The sequence below is a fragment of the Burkholderia sp. MSHR3999 genome, from assembly GCF_000833595.1.
Classification (GTDB): domain Bacteria; phylum Pseudomonadota; class Gammaproteobacteria; order Burkholderiales; family Burkholderiaceae; genus Burkholderia; species Burkholderia ubonensis.
Genome location: NZ_JRFO01000005.1, coordinates 821,033 through 838,288 on the forward strand (window position 1 = coordinate 821,033; position 17,256 = coordinate 838,288).

Annotated in this window: 14 protein-coding genes; 5 read left to right on the forward strand and 9 right to left on the reverse strand. The window is 69.0% G+C overall.

Annotation, left to right across the window (positions count from 1 at the left end; genetic code table 11):
• Window positions 1–24: 24 nt before the first annotated feature.
• The gene (locus tag KY49_RS17155) at window positions 25–987 is read right to left on the reverse strand and encodes an ABC transporter substrate-binding protein (protein ID WP_042585772.1); all 963 of its coding nucleotides are present in this window, start codon (window positions 985–987) and stop codon (window positions 25–27) included.
• Window positions 988–1,223: 236 nt separating this feature from the next.
• Window positions 1,224–1,967 (reverse strand): SDR family oxidoreductase, encoded by a 744-nt coding sequence (locus KY49_RS17160; protein ID WP_042585773.1) that lies wholly within the window; start codon window positions 1,965–1,967, stop codon window positions 1,224–1,226.
• Between the two features lie 193 nt (window positions 1,968–2,160).
• On the opposite strand from KY49_RS17160, the gene pdxR reads away from it, so the two are divergent.
• A complete protein-coding gene (pdxR, locus tag KY49_RS17165; protein WP_042585774.1) occupies window positions 2,161–3,681 on the forward strand; it encodes a MocR-like pyridoxine biosynthesis transcription factor PdxR in 1,521 nt (506 codons plus the stop codon).
• 140 nt (window positions 3,682–3,821) lie between these two features.
• On the opposite strand, the gene pntB is transcribed toward pdxR, so the two are convergent.
• The gene (gene pntB, locus KY49_RS17170; RefSeq protein WP_042585775.1) at window positions 3,822–5,234 is read right to left on the reverse strand and encodes a Re/Si-specific NAD(P)(+) transhydrogenase subunit beta; all 1,413 of its coding nucleotides are present in this window, start codon (window positions 5,232–5,234) and stop codon (window positions 3,822–3,824) included.
• Between the two features lie 13 nt (window positions 5,235–5,247).
• Entirely contained in the window at window positions 5,248–6,852 is a 1,605-nt protein-coding gene (locus KY49_RS17175) for a Re/Si-specific NAD(P)(+) transhydrogenase subunit alpha (protein ID WP_042585776.1), read from the reverse strand.
• A 734-nt stretch (window positions 6,853–7,586) separates the two neighbouring features.
• Here KY49_RS17175 and msrB point away from each other — a divergent pair.
• The 4 genes from msrB to KY49_RS17195 all read left to right on the forward strand — a co-directional run bounded on the left by msrB (window position 7,587) and on the right by KY49_RS17195 (window position 12,181).
• Window positions 7,587–8,102 (forward strand): peptide-methionine (R)-S-oxide reductase MsrB, encoded by a 516-nt coding sequence (gene msrB / locus KY49_RS17180; RefSeq protein WP_042585777.1) that lies wholly within the window; start codon window positions 7,587–7,589, stop codon window positions 8,100–8,102.
• Between the two features lie 31 nt (window positions 8,103–8,133).
• The gene (locus tag KY49_RS17185) at window positions 8,134–9,999 is read left to right on the forward strand and encodes a cytochrome c biogenesis protein DipZ (RefSeq protein ID WP_042585778.1); all 1,866 of its coding nucleotides are present in this window, start codon (window positions 8,134–8,136) and stop codon (window positions 9,997–9,999) included.
• Window positions 10,000–10,031: 32 nt separating this feature from the next.
• Window positions 10,032–10,775 (forward strand): peptide-methionine (S)-S-oxide reductase MsrA, encoded by a 744-nt coding sequence (gene msrA / locus KY49_RS17190; protein ID WP_042585779.1) that lies wholly within the window; start codon window positions 10,032–10,034, stop codon window positions 10,773–10,775.
• Window positions 10,776–11,065: 290 nt separating this feature from the next.
• Entirely contained in the window at window positions 11,066–12,181 is a 1,116-nt protein-coding gene (locus KY49_RS17195; protein WP_042585894.1) for an aromatic ring-hydroxylating oxygenase subunit alpha, read from the forward strand.
• Between the two features lie 54 nt (window positions 12,182–12,235).
• On the opposite strand, the gene cdd is transcribed toward KY49_RS17195, so the two are convergent.
• The 5 genes from cdd to KY49_RS17220 form a co-directional block, all read right to left on the reverse strand.
• A complete protein-coding gene (gene cdd / locus KY49_RS17200) occupies window positions 12,236–12,625 on the reverse strand; it encodes a cytidine deaminase (protein ID WP_042585780.1) in 390 nt (129 codons plus the stop codon).
• Between the two features lie 55 nt (window positions 12,626–12,680).
• A complete protein-coding gene (gene deoA, locus KY49_RS17205; RefSeq protein WP_042585781.1) occupies window positions 12,681–13,997 on the reverse strand; it encodes a thymidine phosphorylase in 1,317 nt (438 codons plus the stop codon).
• Between the two features lie 11 nt (window positions 13,998–14,008).
• Window positions 14,009–14,806 (reverse strand): deoxyribose-phosphate aldolase, encoded by a 798-nt coding sequence (gene deoC, locus KY49_RS17210; RefSeq protein ID WP_442854628.1) that lies wholly within the window; start codon window positions 14,804–14,806, stop codon window positions 14,009–14,011.
• Window positions 14,807–14,821: 15 nt separating this feature from the next.
• Entirely contained in the window at window positions 14,822–16,075 is a 1,254-nt protein-coding gene (locus KY49_RS17215; RefSeq protein WP_010098703.1) for a NupC/NupG family nucleoside CNT transporter, read from the reverse strand.
• Between the two features lie 103 nt (window positions 16,076–16,178).
• Window positions 16,179–17,225 carry a purine-nucleoside phosphorylase gene (locus tag KY49_RS17220; protein WP_042585782.1) on the reverse strand — a complete coding sequence of 349 codons (1,047 nt, stop codon included), beginning with the start codon at window positions 17,223–17,225 and terminating at the stop codon, window positions 16,179–16,181.
• Window positions 17,226–17,256: the final 31 nt, after the last annotated feature.

A 17,256-nucleotide genomic window follows, 5' to 3' on the forward strand; every position in this document is an offset into this window, starting at 1 on the left:
CGACGCCGCGGCCCGTGCAGGACATCAGTACTTGCGGGTCGGCAGCACCTGCGCCGCAACGTTCATCGGGAACACCGTCTCGTTCGTCACGATCCGCTTGGGCAGCGGCTTGCCGGCGACGACGTCCTTCACCGCGCTCATCAGTTGCGGGCCGAGCAGCGGGCTGCATTCGACGTCGACGTTGATCTTGCCGGCGACCATCGCCTGGAAGCCGCCCTTCGTCGCATCGAACGACACGACGCTCACGTCCTTGCCGGGCTTGATCCCGGCCTCTTCCATCGCCTGGATCGCGCCGAGCGCCATGTCGTCGTTGTGCGCGTAGACGACGTTGATCTGCTTGCCGTAGGTCTTCGCGAACGCCTCCATCACCTGCTTGCCGCCGGCGAGCGTGAAGTCGCCGCTCTGCGACGCGATCACCTTGAATTTCGGATTGCTTTTGATCACTTCGAGCAGGCCCGCGCGGCGATCGTTGGCCGGCGCCGAGCCGACCGTGCCCTGCAGCTCGACGATGTTGATCGGGCCCGCGTCGTTCCTGTAGCGCTCCTCCAGCCAGTGCCCCGCGCGCCGCCCTTCCTCGAGGAAGTCCGAACCGATCATCGTCACGTACAGCGACGGGTCCCTCACGTCGACGCCGCGGTCGGTCAGGATCACCGGAATGTGCGCGGCCTTCGCTTCGGTCAGCACGGGCTCCCAGCCCGATTCGACGACCGGCGAGAACGCGATCACGTCGACCTTCTGCGCGATGAACGAGCGGATCGCGCGGATCTGGTTCTCCTGCTTCTGCTGCGCGTCCGAGAACTTCAGGTTGATGCCGGCGTCCTTCGCCGCGCCCTTCACCGACACGGTGTTCGCGGTGCGCCACGCGCTCTCCGCGCCGACCTGCGAGAACCCGAGCGTGATCGGCTTTTGCTGCGCGAACGCGCCCGGCGCGAGCACCGTCGCCGCGGCGACGACCGCACCGGCCGCCAGCTTCCTGATGAATGTCATGGTCCGTCTCCGATGATGTCGTTGTATGCCGCGGCGCTGTTCTGTTTCTGCTTGGCGCGTGCGCGGTTCGGGGCCGAACCGGCCGGCGCGTGCGGCCGGCCCGGTATGCATGCCCCGGATCAGTCTAGGAGCAAGTCCGATAACCTTCCAATGAAATATTGGATCGAGGGGATATCGATATCGGCATTCGTATAAACACCTAAGCCGGCGGGCAAGGATCGGCGTGCGAACGCGAATCAGCTTCTGGCGAGCCACTGGTCGAGACCGATGCGGCCGAGCCGCACAGGCCCGAGCGGCACCAGCGATTTTTCCTCGACGCGGCCGCCGTAGTAGCGGGCGTCGCGATCGGTCACTACCGCGCGCGCGTCGCCGACCGACTTCAGATAGCGCGCGACGATCTCCGCGAACGGTGCGCGATCCGGGCCCGCGATCTCGACCGTGCCGTTCAGTGGCGCGGCGAGGGCGATCTGCGCGAGGAGCACCGCGACGTCTTCCGCCGCGATCGGCTGGAACAGTCCGTCGCCGATGCGGACCGTGCCGCCTTCCGTGCCGAAATCCGCAATCCCGGCGATGAACTCCATGAATTGCGTGGCGCGCACGATCGTATACGGCACGCCCGCCGCCTCGATCGCCTCTTCCTGCGCAACCTTGGCCGCGAAATAACCGTTCTCCGGCATCCGGTCGCAGCCGACGATCGACAGCGCGACGTGATGGCGCACGCCCGCGGCCACTTCGGCCTTGCCCAGATTGCGTGCCGATGTGCGGAAGAAGTCCAGCACCGCCTGCGGTTCCCATGACGGCGCATTCGCCACGTCCACGACGACGTCCGCGTCCGTCAAGGCGTCGGTCAGGCCTTCGCCCGTGATGGTGTTGACGCCGGTGCGCGGCGACGCGGCAAGCACCTGATGGCCCGCTTCGCCGAGCAGCGTGACGACACGCGAGCCGATCAGGCCCGAACCGCCGATGACAACGATCTTCATCGCAAAATCTCCTGATGAAAGGATTTCATTGAACGCGCGAGGCATGTGACGGGCGCCGTATCCGATCGAGGCGGTCATGGCCATCGCATCGCGTGGCGCAATTGTGGAAGAATCATGTCCCATCCATCAGTGCCAAGAATCGTCGATCGGACTGGTCCATGCCGTGTCCGTTCGCGTCCCCCACGAGACCGTGATGTCTGCGCAAACGCCCACACTGGCCATCGAAATCGACCGGCAACATCGGTTGCCGATCTATCTGCAGATTTGCGAGCGGTTCAGGACCGCGATCGCCGCGGGCCATCTGCGTCCCGGCGATCGCGTGCCCGCGCTGCGCGGTCTCGCGACGCAACTGAACACGGCGCGCGGCACCGTCGAACAGGCTTACACGATCCTGGTCGACGAGGGATATTTGCAAATGCGCGGCGCGGCAGGCACCTTCGTATCGCCGTCCCTGCCGAAATCGCTGACGCGATCGCCGCCCGCGCGCGCCGACGTCCATGCACGGCACGTGGACAACGCCGGCGTGCTTCAGGCACCGGGCATGTCGCGCGACAGCCCGCCTCCGCGGCGCGCGCAACCAATCGCCGTCGCGATGAGCGGCGAGCCGCGCCCGTTGCAACCCGGGGTCCCGGCGCTCGACGCATTTCCGCGCAAGGTGTGGCACCGGCTCGTGTCGCTGCGCGCGCGCAGCGGCGAACGCGCGCTGCTCGGCTACCCGCATCCGTCCGGTTACCGGCCGCTGCGCGAACACATCGCCACCTATCTGGGGTTGTCGCGCGGCGTCGCCTGCGTGCCGGAACAGGTGTTCATCACCAGCGGCTACCGTGCCACGCTGGAACTCGTGCTGCGCAGCCTCGCGCGTCCGGACGACCGCATCTGGTTCGAGGACCCCGGCTATCTGCTCGCACGCAGCTTCCTGTCCGAGACCGGTGTGCAACTCGTCCCGGTGCCGGTGGACGCCGACGGGATCGACGTCGAGCGCGGCATGCACCTGGACGCGCAGGCACGCTTCGCGCTGGTGACGCCGTCGCATCAGAGCCCGCTCGGGCACACGCTGTCGCTTTCCCGACGCATCGCATTGCTGGATTGGGCCGAAAAAACGTCGGGCTGGATCGTCGAGGACGACTACGACAGCGAGTTTCGCTATCTCGGCCGCCCGCTGCCGGCGCTGAAGAGTCTCGACCGGCGGGATCGCGTCATCTATTGCAGTACCTTCAGCAAGGCGATGTACCCCGGTTTGCGGCTTGCGTACGCGGTCGTGCCGGAGCGCGCGGTGGAGCGCGTCGAACGCGTGGCGTGCAGCATGAATGCCGGCTCGCCGACGCTCTTGCAGGCGGCCCTGGCGGACTTCATCGAGCAGGGGCACTTTGCCCGGCATCTGAAGCGCATGCGCACGCTGTATGGCGAGCGACGCATGCTGATCGTGCACGCATTGCGGCAGGCGTTCGGCGAGCGGCTGATCGTCGAATTGCCGTCCGGCGGCATCCAGTTCGCGGTGCGGTTCGTGGACGGGCCCGAAGGGCCGGTCGACGACGTCGCCGTTGCCGCGCGCGCCCGCGACGCGGGACTCGCGGTGTTGCCGCTGTCGATCTGGTACACGAACGGTCACACGCAGCAAACGCCGCGCGGCCTCGTCATCGGGTTCGCGAACATCGCCGATGCGGCCGAAGCGCACCGTCACGCGCAAACGCTGCGCGCGTGCCTGGGCCGCTGACGCGCGGTATGCGGCAACCGCGTGCGCCGGTGCGCGCCGGCGCCGCGTAAGCACGCGCCCTCGGCAATTGAAATGCGCATCCGCCCGCAACGCATCATGCGATGCGTTGCGGGCGGATGGCACATGGCGCGTCGCCGCGCTCAGGCCTTCAGCACCCCGAAGATCTCGCCCAGCATCGACTTCGCGTCGCCGAACAACATGCGGTTGTTGTCCTTGTAGAAGAGCGGGTTGTCCACGCCGGCATAGCCCGAGGCCATGCTGCGCTTCATCACGATCGAGGTCTTCGCCTTCCAGACTTCCAGCACCGGCATGCCGGCGATCGGGCTCGCCGGGTCGTCCTGCGCCGCCGGGTTCACGATGTCGTTCGCGCCGATCACCATCGACACGTCGGCCTCGGGGAAGTCGCCGTTGATCTCGTCCATCTCAAGCACGATGTCGTAAGGCACCTTGGCTTCGGCCAGCAGCACGTTCATGTGCCCCGGCATGCGGCCTGCCACCGGGTGAATCGCAAAGCGCACGTCGACGCCCTTTTCGCGCAGCAGCTTCGTGAGTTCGAACACCGTGTGCTGAGCCTGTGCAACGGCCATCCCATAGCCGGGCACGATGATCACGCGCTTCGCTTCGCGCAGCAGCTCGGCCGTTTCCGCGGCGCTCACCGCGACCGCCTCGCCGGCCGGCTGCGCACCGCCGCCCGCTGCCGCCGGTGCGCCCGCGCCGCTGCCGAAGCCGCCCGCGATCACGCTGATGAAGTTGCGGTTCATCGCGCGGCACATGATGTATGACAGGATCGCGCCCGACGAGCCCACCAGCGCGCCGATCACGATCAGCAGGTCGTTGCCGAGCATGAAGCCCGTGGCCGCCGCCGCCCAGCCCGAGTAGCTGTTGAGCATCGACACCACGACCGGCATGTCCGCGCCGCCGATCGCCATCACCATGTGCACGCCGAACAGCAGCGAGATCACCGTCATCACGACGAGCGGCGTCATGCCGTCCTGAATGCTTTCCGCATGCAGGAACGTGCGGCCATAGGCGATCACCACCAGCAGCGCGGCCAGGTTGAGCCAGTGCCGCGCCGGCAGCAGCAGCGGCTTGCCGCCGATCTTGCCCGACAGCTTGCCGAACGCGACGACCGAGCCCGCGAAGGTCACCGCGCCGATCAGGATGCCGACGTAGATCTCGACTTCGTGGATGGCCTTCTCGGCGCCGCTGAACTGCACCGACGTATCGATGTAGCTGGCGAAGCCCACCAGGCATGCCGCGAGGCCGACCAGGCTGTGCATCAGCGCCACCAGCTCGGGCATCTGCGTCATCTGCACCTTCTTCGCGGCGATGAGGCCGACGGCGCCGCCGACGACCAGCGCAGCGACGACGTACGGAATGCCCTCGGCCGACACGCGCGGACCGAGCACGGTGGCGAGCACGGCGATCAGCATGCCGATCATGCCGAGCAGGTTGCCTCGCCGCGCGGTCTCGGGATTGGCCAGCCCGCCGAGGCTGAGGATGAAGAGGATGGCCGCGCCGATGTAGGAGACGGTAGTCAGGTTCGAACTCATGGTTGTCGTCTCCTTATTTGCGGAACATCGCCAGCATGCGCCGCGTCACCGCGAAACCGCCGAACATGTTGACGGCGGTGAGCGCCAGTGCGCCCACCGCCAGGCCCAGGATCAGCCCCGACGGCCGGTCGCCCGCGCCGCCTGCCAGTTCGCCCAGCGGAGGCGCGACCTGCACCAGCGCACCGATCGCGATGATCGACGAGATCGCGTTGGTCACGCTCATCAGCGGCGTGTGCAGCGAAGGCGTGACGTTCCAGATCACCATGTAGCCGACGAAGCAGGCCAGCACGAACACCGTGAAGTGCGACAGGAAGCTGGCCGGCGCGTATTGGCCGACCAGCAGGAACGCCAGTGCGCCGATCGCGAACACAATGGCCAGCGCCTTGGCCGACATCGGCTCGCCGCTATGGCCATGGCCTTTCGACTTCGCTGCTGCAGCCGCTGCGGGCGCGGCCGCTTGCGGCCTGGGCGCGACGGTCGCCTGCTTGATCGGCGGCGGCGGCCACGTGACGTTGCCCTCCTTGATGACGGTGAGGCCGCGGATCGCGTCGTCGTCGAAGTCGACGTTGATCGTGCCGTCCTTGGTCTTGCACAGCTCCTCGACCACGCGCAGCAGGTTGGTCGCATACAGCGTCGACGACTGCCGCGACAGGCGCGATGCGAGATCGGTATAGCCGACGATGGTCACGCCGTGGCGCACGACCGCCTCGCCGGGCACCGTGAGCTCGCAGTTGCCGCCTTGCTCGGCCGCCATGTCCACGATCACGCTGCCCGGCTTCATCGACTGCACCATCTCGGCGGTGATCAGCTTCGGCGCCGGCTTGCCGGGAATCAGCGCGGTGGTGATGATGATGTCGGCGTCCTTGGCCTGCTGCGCGTACATCGCGCGCTGCGCCTGCTGGAAGCCCTCGCTCATCACCTTCGCGTAACCGCCGCCGCCCGAGCCTTCTTCCTCGTAGTCGACCTTGACGAACTCGCCGCCCAGCGACTTGACCTGATCGGCCACTTCGGCGCGCGTGTCGTTGGCGCGCACGATCGCGCCGAGATTGGCCGCGGTGCCGATGGCAGCCAGCCCCGCCACGCCGGCCCCGGCGATGAAGACCTTGGCCGGCGGAACCTTGCCGGCGGCGGTGACCTGGCCGTTCAGGAAGCGGCCGAACGCATGCGCGGCCTCGATCACCGCACGGTAGCCGCTGATGCCGGCCATCGACGTGAGCGCATCCATCTTCTGTGCGCGCGACAAGGTGCGCGGCAGCGAATCGATCGCCAGCACCGTGGCCCGCCTGGCGGCCAACTGCTGCATCAGCTCGGGGTTCTGTGCGGGCCAGACGAAGCCGATCAGCGTGCCGCCTTCGCGCATCAGCGCCACTTCGTCGCTGCCCGGGGGGCGCACCTTGAAGACGATGTCGCTGCCGGACCAAAGTTCGGCGGCTGACGCCACGACCTCGGCGCCGGCCGCGCGATAGGCGTCGTCGTCAAAGTTCGCGCCGGCACCGGCGCCGCTTTGGACGGCCACCGAAAACCCCAGCTTGATCAGTTTCTCGACCACCTCGGGCACGGTCGCCACGCGCCGTTCCCCGGTGGTTGTCTCCAGAGGAATTCCAATCCGTAATGTCATATTGAGAATTATTCGTAATGGACGTCGCAAGGAATTCGGGCATGCCCGTCAAGCTACCAGATTCAAGCGCGGATTTTGTGGCATGCGCTCGGCTGTGGCGGATGAAACAACTCCGCATTGACAATCACGCCGCCGCGCTGTCGACGAGGATAATCTGGCTCCGTCGCCGAACGGATCAGGTGTGCTGAGCATATCGAGTGTCGAGGTCTTCCTGAAATTTATCTTTTGAATCGTTCGGCATTCATTTCGTGAATCCCATCCCGGGATGTGCTTGACCTGCGGCGCTATCGCGATCGGGGGATGGGAGCGGGCGGGCGACACCGGCCTCCTGGAAGTCCTTGGGCACGCCGAGCGTCATGCCGGCGGCGGTCAGGCCCGGCGCCACGCAGTTTCCGCGGTTCTCGATCCCGAGCCGTACTGCTGTGGATGGGTGAGGAATTGCGGGTGGGCGTTGCAGCGAAGAACGCCAGAACCATCACCGAGCGGATCGCCGGCGCGAACAAGGGAATGGATTGACGAGACTCGCCGACCTCGGTAGCGGCGCGTTGGTCACTGTCAAAGCCGGTCGGTCTTGACCCGCTCGCCCGGGGACAGCGATGAGGCACACGCCATGCACTCGAAACCCTTCTGCACGCCCAGACATCACAAATCTTTTAACTTTCCGTGAGGACTTCGACACCGGCCCGTCCCTACGCTGTGCGCATGTTTCCAGGACCTGCCCCCAGGAGCCCATCATGCACACCCGCAGACGCTTTCTGTTCGCCGGCGCCACCGGTCTCGCGGCGCTGGCCGCGCTGACCTCCGCGGGCCGCCGCGCGCTGTTGCGCAGCGCCGTCGCCGCCCCGGCGGCCGGCGCCTTCGAAGTCACCCGCAGCGACGCCGAATGGCATCGGCTGCTGACGCCCGCCCAGTACGAGATCCTGCGCGAAGCCGGCACCGAGCGGCCGTACAGCAGCCCGCTGAACGACGAGCACCGGCGCGGCACGTTCGCGTGCGCGGGCTGCCAGCTCCCGCTGTTCTCGTCGACGACGAAATTCGACAGCCACACCGGCTGGCCGAGCTTCTGGGCGCCGCTCGATCACGCGGTCATCACGAAGACCGACCTGTCGTTCGGGATGATCCGCACCGAAGTGCTGTGCCGCCGCTGCGGCGGCCACCTCGGCCACGTGTTCGACGACGGGCCGAAGCCGACCGGGCTGCGCTACTGCATGAACGGCCTCGCACTCACGTTCCACCCGGCCCCGGCCTGATCCCGCCCCGAAACCTCACGGAGACTGCCTCATGCTGCTCATCGTCCTCGCCTATCTCGGCGGCGTGCTCACGATCCTGAGCCCGTGCATCCTGCCCGTGCTGCCGTTCGTGTTCGCGCGCGCCGACCAGCCGTTCACGCGCACCGGCCTGCCGCTCCTCGCCGGCATGGCGCTCACGTTCGCCGTCGTCGCGACGCTGGCCGCCGTCGGCGGCGGCTGGGCCGCGCAGGCCAACCAGGCCGGCCGCTGGGCCGCCCTCGCGCTGCTCGCGATGTTCGGGCTGACGCTGCTGATGCCGCGGCTCGCGGAACACCTGACCCGCCCGCTCGTCGCCGCCGGCAACCGGCTCACCGGTCTCGCGCAGCGCGACGGCCGTCCGGCCGGCCCCGGCTCGTCGCTTCTGCTCGGCATCGCGACCGGCCTGCTGTGGGCCCCGTGCGCCGGGCCGATCCTCGGGCTCGTGCTGACCGGCGCCGCGCTGCACGGCGCGAACGTCGGCACGACGCTGCTGCTCGTCGCGTATGCGGCCGGCGCGGCGACGTCGCTCGGCGTCGCGCTCGTGATCGGCGGCAAGGTGTTCGCCGCGATGAAGCGCTCGCTCGGCGCCGGCGAATGGATCAAGCGCGGGATCGGCGCCGCGCTGCTGGCGGGGGTCGGCGCGATCGCGCTCGGCCTCGATACGGGCGCGCTGGCGCAGTTGTCGACCGTCACCACGGCCGGTCTCGAAACGAAACTCGTCGACCGCCTCTCGGGGCGCGGGCCGGCCGCGCAACCGGCGATGGCCGCGACGGGCGCCGCGGACGGCGCGACGACCGCCGCAGGCGCGCCCGCGCAGCCGGACGGCGCGATGATGCGGGCCGCGGACACGTCGCCGCAACCGGCCGTGCAGGCGATGCGCGCCGCCGCCGCACCGGCCGCGCTGCCGGTCGAAGGCACGCTGCCGCCGCTCGACGGCGCGGTGCAGTGGCTGAACTCGCCGCCGCTCACCACGGCCGGCCTGCGCGGCAAGGTCGTGCTCGTCGACTTCTGGACCTATTCATGCATCAACTGCCTGCGCACGCTGCCGTACATTAATGCGTGGGCGCGCAAGTACGCACCGTACGGGCTCGTCGTGATCGGCGTGCACGCGCCGGAATTCGCATTCGAGCGCGACATCGGCAACGTCCGGAAGGCCGTCCACGATCTCGGCATCGGCTATCCGGTCGCGATCGACAACAACTATGCGATCTGGCGCGCGTTCGGCAACGAATACTGGCCGGCGCACTACTTCGTCGACGCGCAGGGCCGGATCCGCCGCCACCACTTCGGCGAAGGCGACTATGCGGAATCCGAGCGGGCGATCCAGGCGCTGCTCGCCGAAGCGGGCCGTCCCGACGCGCTGAAAGTGCCGGTCGGGCTTGCCGGCGCACCCGCGCAAGGCGCGCAGGCCGCCGCCGACAACGCGGACGTCCGGTCGCCCGAAACCTATGTCGGCTACGCGCGCGCGGCGGATTTCGCGTCGCCCGGCGGCGTGGTGCGCGACGCCGCGCATCGCTACGACGCGCCGGCCCGGCCGGGCCTGAACGACTGGGGCCTCGCCGGCACGTGGCAGGTCGGCGCGGAGGACGCGGCGCTCGCGGCGCCGGCCGGCCGGATCGTCTACCGCTTTCATGCGCGCGACCTGCACCTCGTGCTCGGGCCCGACGCGAACGGCCGGCCGGTGCGCTTCCGGGTCACGCTCGACGGCGCGGCGCCCGGCGACGCGCACGGCGCGGACGTGGACGCGCGCGGCTACGGCACCGTGACCGGACAGCGGCTGTATCAGCTCGTCCGCCAGGCCGGCCCGATCGCGGACCGCACGTTCTCGATCGAGTTTCTCGACCCCGGCGTGCGCGCGTATTCGTTCACGTTCGGCTGAGCGCCGGCGGACTTCTTGCACAGGAGCACATCGTGAGTACGACATCATCGCCCAACCCGGCCCCGCGGCGCGGGGCCGTCGTCCGGCATCGCGCAGCCGTTCTCGCAGTCGCCGCCGCGGCCGCGTTCGGTTATCAAGGCATCGTCAATTCGGCCGAACCGGTCGCCGCCATGCCGGCGCCCGCGCTCGACGAAACGCCCGCTGCATCGCACAACGAGACGGCCGTCCTCGCCGGCGGCTGCTTCTGGGGCGTGCAGGGCGTGTTCGAGCACGTGAAGGGCGTGAAGCAGGTCACGGCCGGCTACGCGGGCGGCATGGCGGCGACCGCGCACTACACGCTCGTCGGCACCGGGCTGACGGGCCACGCGGAATCGGTCAGCATCGTCTACGACCCTGCGCAGATCACCTACGGCCGGCTGCTGCAGATCTTCTTCTCGGTCGTGCACGACCCGACCGAGCTCAACCGCCAGGGCCCCGACGACGGCACGCAGTACCGCTCGGCGATCTTCCCGACCAACGCGCAGCAGCGCGCGGTCGCGAACGCGTACATCGCGCAGCTCGGCAACGCGCACGTGTTCCCCGCGCCGATCGTCACGCGCGTCGAGCCGTTCAACGGGTTCTACCCGGCCGAGACCTATCACCAGAACTATCTGGAGCTGCATCCGGACGCGCCGTACATCGTGATCAACGACCTGCCGAAAGTCGCCGGACTGAAGCAGCTGTTCCCGTCGATCTACCGGTCCGACGCGGTGCTGTGGCGGCAGACGCGCCTCTGACGCGCCAGGCGCGCGCAGCAGGCGCGCGCAGCAGGTATCGACGGCCCGCCGCGCCGCCGGCCGCCGCCGTCGAGATCGACGCGCGCGCAACGATCCGCATCGTGCATGTCGTCGTGCCAGGCGGATCGCATCGCCGCATCGCCCTCCCGCACGCGCGGATTCGTAGAGAACAACCCTAGCCCTGCCACGCAAGGCCGGCTCCCTCCGGGCAACTTCGCGTAGACTGAATCACGGCGGCCGCTCGCGTTCGGAGACGATCGCCGCTCCCGCCCCGGATGGAGACGTCAAGCATGCGTATCGCGCCTTTGCTGGACAGCAGTCCCGTCGAACCGCCCGCCAGCACGCAGACGCGTGACCTGCGGCGCGTGCCGATTCACCCCGATCACTGGTATCCGCTCGCCTGGTCGCGCGAGATCAAGCGCGGCGGCACGCTCGGCGTGCGCTTTGCCGGCGATCCGATCGTGCTGGTGCGCACCGCGTCCGGCGCGGTGTTCGCGCTCGAGGACCGCTGCGCGCACCGGCAGGTGCCGCTGCACGCGGGCGTCGTCACCGGCGAATCGATCCGCTGCTGCTATCACGGCTGGACCTACGACTGCACCGGGCGCTGCATCGACGTGCCCTACCTCGGCCGCGAGCGCCTGCCGAACGGCGTGCGCGCGTATCCGTGCCGCGAGGTGCACGGCCTGGTCTTCGTGTTTCCCGGCGATGCCGCGCTGGCCGGCGAGCGGCCGCTGCCCGAACTGCCGTCGGCGGAGGACAGCGCGTACAAGACGCGCCGCTTCGGCCGCGAGGTCAAGTGCCACTACTCGTTCATGCACGAGAACCTGATGGACATGAACCACCAGTTCCTGCATAGGCGGCAGATGGGACAGATGCGCGCGCGTTCCGTGGGCCGCCGCCGCGGCGACGACTGGGTCGAGGTCGACTACACGTTCGCGCGGATGGAGGGCAAGCAGCCCGTCGGCGAGGCGCTCGTGTTCGGTGCGAGCAAGAAGCCCGCCGACCAGGCCGACAAGAGCGTGATGACGGTCCGCACCGGCTATCCGTACCAGACGCTGCGCATCCGCTCGAGCGAAGGCACGCTGGTGATGGACCTGTGGATCGTCTACGTGCCGCTCGACGCGGCGCAGCGCACCAACCGCACGTTCGGCCTGCTGTCGGTCCGCAAGCCCGGCATCCCGTTCGCGCTGGACCTCGCGTGGCCGCTGCTCGTGTGGTTCACCGAACGCATCTTCAAGGAGGACCGCTGGATCGTCGAGCTCGAGCAGCAGGCGCACGACGCGCAGGGCGCCGACTGGAACCACGAGGTGTTTCCGGTCATCAACGAATTGCGCGACCTGCTGCGCCATTGCGGCGGCCGCACGGTGATCCCGATCCGCGACGCGGGCGCGAGCGACGACGCCTGACGCCTGACGCAGCCGAACCCGCGCGGCGGCGTCACGGCGCGCCGCGCGGGCTCGCTACAGACGAAACGCGCCCGGCAATAGCGCTTGCGCGGTCGTCACTTCGATATCGCCTTTCAGGTTGCCCAGGATCACCTCGATATCGGGCGCGCCGATTTCGATGATCACCTGCCGGCACGCGCCGCACGGCGCGACGGGGTCGTCCGTGTCGGCCACGACCGCGAGCCGCGCGAAATCGCCCGGACGATAGCCGGCCGCGATCGCGGCAAAGAGCGCCGTGCGTTCCGCGCAATTGCACAGCCCGTACGACGCGTTCTCGACGTTGCAGCCGTGAAAGACCGTGCCGTCGCGCGCCTCCAGCGCCGCGCCGACCTTGAAGCGCGAATACGGTGCGTACGCGCGTTCGCGCGCCGCCTTGGCCTGTTCGATCAGTTTGTCTCGTTCCATTGCGACGATGCCTCGGGTGTTGGGGGAAGTGCGGCGGGATCCGATGCCGCGCGCATCAGTCGATCCACTGATAAATCGTCGGCGGCGCGTCGCCCGCGTCGCCCACCGTGTAGACACGCTGGATTTCCGCGACCGCGCGCGCGGCGGCGTCCGCGTCGCGCGCATGCACGAAGCCGAGCGGCTCGCCGGCTTCCACGCGCTGCCCGAGCGCCGACAGCGCCGACAGCCCGACGCCGTAATCGATCGCGTCTTCCGCACGCGTGCGGCCGCCGCCGAGCGCGACGACCACCAGCCCGAGCGCACGGCAATCGACCTGCTGCACGACGCCGCTCGTGCGCGCCGGTACCGGCACGGTCACGGCGGCCCGCGCGAGATGACGCGCGGGCGCGTCGAGCAGGTCCGCCGGACCGCCCAGCATCGCGATCATCTTCGCGAAGCGCTCCGCGGCCGCGCCCGAATCCAGCGCCTGCTGCAGCATCGCGTGCGCGCGCGCGGCGTCGCCGGCCAGCCCGCCGGTGACGAGCAGCTGCGCCGACAGCGCCATCGTCACCTCGTGCAGCCGCGCCGGCCGCGACTTGCCGGTCAGGTAGTCGATCGCGCACGCGACCTCGATCGCATTGCCCGCGCACGGCGCGAGCGACTGGTTCATGTCGGTGAGGATCGCGGTCGTCTTCATCCCCGCGCCGTTGCCGACGTCGACGATGCTGCGCGCCAGCTCGACCGATTTCTCATAGGTCGGCATGAACGCGCCGGAGCCGACCTTCACGTCCATCACGAGGCCGTCGAGCCCCGCCGCGAGCTTCTTCGACAGGATCGACGCGGTGATCATCGCGACCGATTCGACGGTCGCGGTGATGTCGCGCGTCGCGTAGATCCGCTTGTCCGCCGGCGCGAGCTGCGCGGTCTGGCCGATGATCGCGACGCCGACGTCGCGCACCGTGCGGCGAAACGCCTGCGTGTCCGGCGTGACGTCGTAGCCGGGAATCGCACTCAGCTTGTCGAGCGTGCCGCCGGTATGGCCGAGCCCGCGCCCGGAAATCATCGGCACGAAGCCGCCGCACGCGGCAACCATCGGGCCGAGCATCAGCGACACGACGTCGCCGACGCCGCCGGTCGAATGCTTGTCGATCACGGGCCCGCCCATGTCGAGCCCGCGCCAGTCGAGCACCTCGCCCGAATCGCGTTGCGCGAGCGTCAGCGCGACGCGTTCGTCGATGCTCAGGTCGTTGAAGTACACGGCCATCGCGAAGGCCGCGACCTGGCCTTCGGTGACGCTCCCGTCGGTCACGCCGCGCACGAACGCGGCAATCTCGTCGCGGCCGAGCGGCTGGCGGTCGCGCTTCTTGCGAATGAATTCCTGCGGCAGAAACATCGTCGAACCTCTCAATAGGAAGATGGCCGGACCGCGCCGGGCGCGTGCCCGAGCACGGCAAGCAGATTCGCGAGCAGGCTCGACGCGCCGAAGCGGAACGTCGCGGGCGTCGCCCAGCCCGGCCCGAACACCTGCTCGGCGAGCATGAGATAGGCGGCCGCCTCGTCAGCGGTGCGCACGCCGCCCGCCGCCTTGAAGCCCACCGCGCGCCCGGACTCGCGGATCGTGCCGAGCATGATCGCGGCCGCGTCGAGCGTCGCGTTGACGGGCACCTTTCCCGTCGACGTCTTGATGAAATCCGCGCCGGCCTCGATCGCGATCTCGCTCGCCTGCCGGATCAGCGCCGGCTCGCGCAGCTCGCCCGATTCGACGATCACCTTCAGGCACTTGCCGGCCGCGGCCGCGCGGCATTGCGCGACCAGCTCGCGGCCGATTTGCGCGTCGCCCGCGAGCAGCGCGCGATACGGGAAGACGACGTCGATCTCGTCCGCGCCGAGCGCGGCCGCGTCGGCGGTTTCGCGCGCCGCCGCGTCGGGCGGCAGGTCACCTGACGGGAAGTTCGTCACGGTGGCGATCCGCAGCGCGAGGCCGCGCGCGGCCAGCGCGGCGCGCGCGGTTGCAACGAAGCGCGGATACACGCACAGCGCCGCGGGCGTGCCGACCGGCGTGTCGGCGGACGCGGCCAGCGCGTCGATCCGGGCGTCGGTGTCGTCGTCGTTCAGCGACGTCAGATCGACGAGGTGCAGCGCCTTGAGCGCCGCCTCGGTCAGCAGGTTGCGTGACACGGAGTCGATGGGGGAAGCCTTCATGCGGGAAAATCTCGCTCAATGCAGGGAAAAGAACAGGCCGGCGATCGCGGCGCTCATCAGGTTCGACAGCGTCGCGGCCGTCAGCGCGCGCAGGCCGTGCCGGGCCACCTCCGAGCGGCGTTCCGGCGCGACCGCGCTGAAGCCGCCCGCGAGGATCGCGATCGACGAGAAGTTCGCGAAGCCGCACAGCGCGAACGACACGATCGCGATCGTCTTCGGATCGAGCCCTTGCGCGCCGTTCTTCAGGTACGGCGACAGGTCGCCGTACGCGACGAACTCGTTGAAGATCAGCTTCTCGCCGATGAAATTGCCGGCCAGCACCGCATCATGCCACGGCACGCCGATCATCCACGCGAGCGGCGCGAACACGCGGCCGAGCAGGCCCGGCAGCGTGACGTGCGGAAAGCCGGCCAGCGCCGCCGCGCCGCTCACGATCAGGTTCATCAGCGCGATCAGCCCGACGAACGCGATCAGCATCGCGCCGACGTTGATCGCGATCCGCAAGCCCACGGATGCGCCGGACGCGGCCGCCTCGATCACGTTGGCCGCGCGCTTGTCGTCGAAGTCGAGCCCCTCGACGACGATGCGGCTCGGCTCGACGGTCGGGAACAGCAGCTTGCCGAACAGCAGCCCGCCCGGCACGGCCATGAACGACGCGGCGAGCAGGTACTCCATCTTCACGCCGAGGCCGGCATAGCCGACCAGCACCGAGCCTGCGATCGACGCCATGCCGCTCGCCATCACCGTGAAGATCTCCGCACTCGTCATCTGCTTCACGAACGGCTTCACGAGCGCCGGCATCTCGCTCTGCCCGAGGAAGATCGTCGCGACGGCCGAGCACGCTTCGATCCGGCTCACGCCGAGCAGCTTCGCCAGCGCGGCGCCAAGGATCGCGACGATCCATTTCATCACGCCGAGGTAGTACAGCACCGCGATCAGCGCGGTCACGAAGATGATCATCGGCAGCACGCGCAGCCCGAACACGAAGCCGCCGTCGCCGAACAGCTGGAACATCCGGTTGTCGACCAGCCCGCCGAACACGAACGCGATGCCGTGGTTGCCCATGTCGAGCACGCGGTTGACGCCGTTGGCGGCCGTCGCGAGCGCCGCGCGGCCCGCGGGCACGAACAGCACGAGCGCGCCGATCGCGAGCTGCGTGAGCAGCGCCGCGATCATCGTGCGGCCGCGCACCGCGCGCCGGTTGTTCGACAGCAGATAGGCGATCAACAGCAGGAACAGCATGCCCGACAGACTGCGCAGAATATCCACGTGGTGCCCCCTCTCTCGTTGTTGGAACGCGCTCGCCGGGAGCGAGCGCGTCAGTTGCCCGCGCCGCATCCGGCGCGAGCCGGTGTCACGCGCATGGCCGCCGTCACTCGGCCGGTACGCCGTGCTGCCAGTGCGCCCAGTCCTTCACGATCGCGTTGACGAGCGGCGAACCGGCGAGATAAAGATTGTCGAGCGCCGGCAAGAACCCGCCCTGGTTCTGATAGTCGAGCAGGTTGTCGACGTCCGAGCCGCCGGGCGGCGGACGATCGAAATCCGAGCCCGAGCGCAGCACGGCCACGCGCTGCGGATCGGCAAGGCCGGCCGCCGCCGCGCGCTTGATCACTTCGAACGTCGCATTGTCTTCCTGCTGCGTCGTGCAGTACACCCCCTTGCCGTCGGTCAAGAGGCGCGTCCACTCGCTGGCGCGCTCGCCGAGCTTCGTGCCGGAGAACCACGTATCGCCCGCCAGCGTGTCGCACTGGATCACCGTCGGGCGCTGGTTGGCCGGCGCAGCGGGATACTTCGCGCGATAGGCGGCCGCCTCCTTGCTGTCGTGCAGCGTCACGCCGCGCGACAACGCGAGCGCCTTCTGCAGCAGCGCCTCGTTCAGCTGGAAGACTTCGGTCCGGTAGTCGAGCGGCGGCTTGTCGTTCTCGCTCTTCGTGTTGATGCCGAGATAGCCCGACTTCCAGCCGGCCGGAATCTCGCGCGCATCCAGCTCCCACTGGATGCCGAAGTCGACCAGGTAGCGGGCCCACGCCGCCGAGCCGAGCGTGCCCTGCGCGGGATCGATGCCGGCGATGCCGGTGACGAGGAAGTAGGTCCGGCGCAGGTCGAACCGGCGCGAGTAGACCAGCGCGGCCATCGAGGCCGCCGCGTTCGCGTGGCCCATCCCGGTCGTCAGCACGCACACGTCGTCGCGCGTGCAGCTCACGGCCGGATAGTCGGGCGACAGGCCCGGCACCGCGATCCGCTGCAGCGGCCCGAGACGATCGAGCCACGCGTTGCCTTCCGGCCCGAACATCGTGACGATCAGCACCTTGACCGGGCGCGGCCGCCGCGCGCCGTCGCCCGCCGCATGCGCGGCGGTCGCGAACGTGCCTGCCAGCGCCAGCACGGCAAGCAGTTGAAGCATTCTCTTCTTGATCATGGAAATCCTCGCGTGAACGTTTCTTGTGATG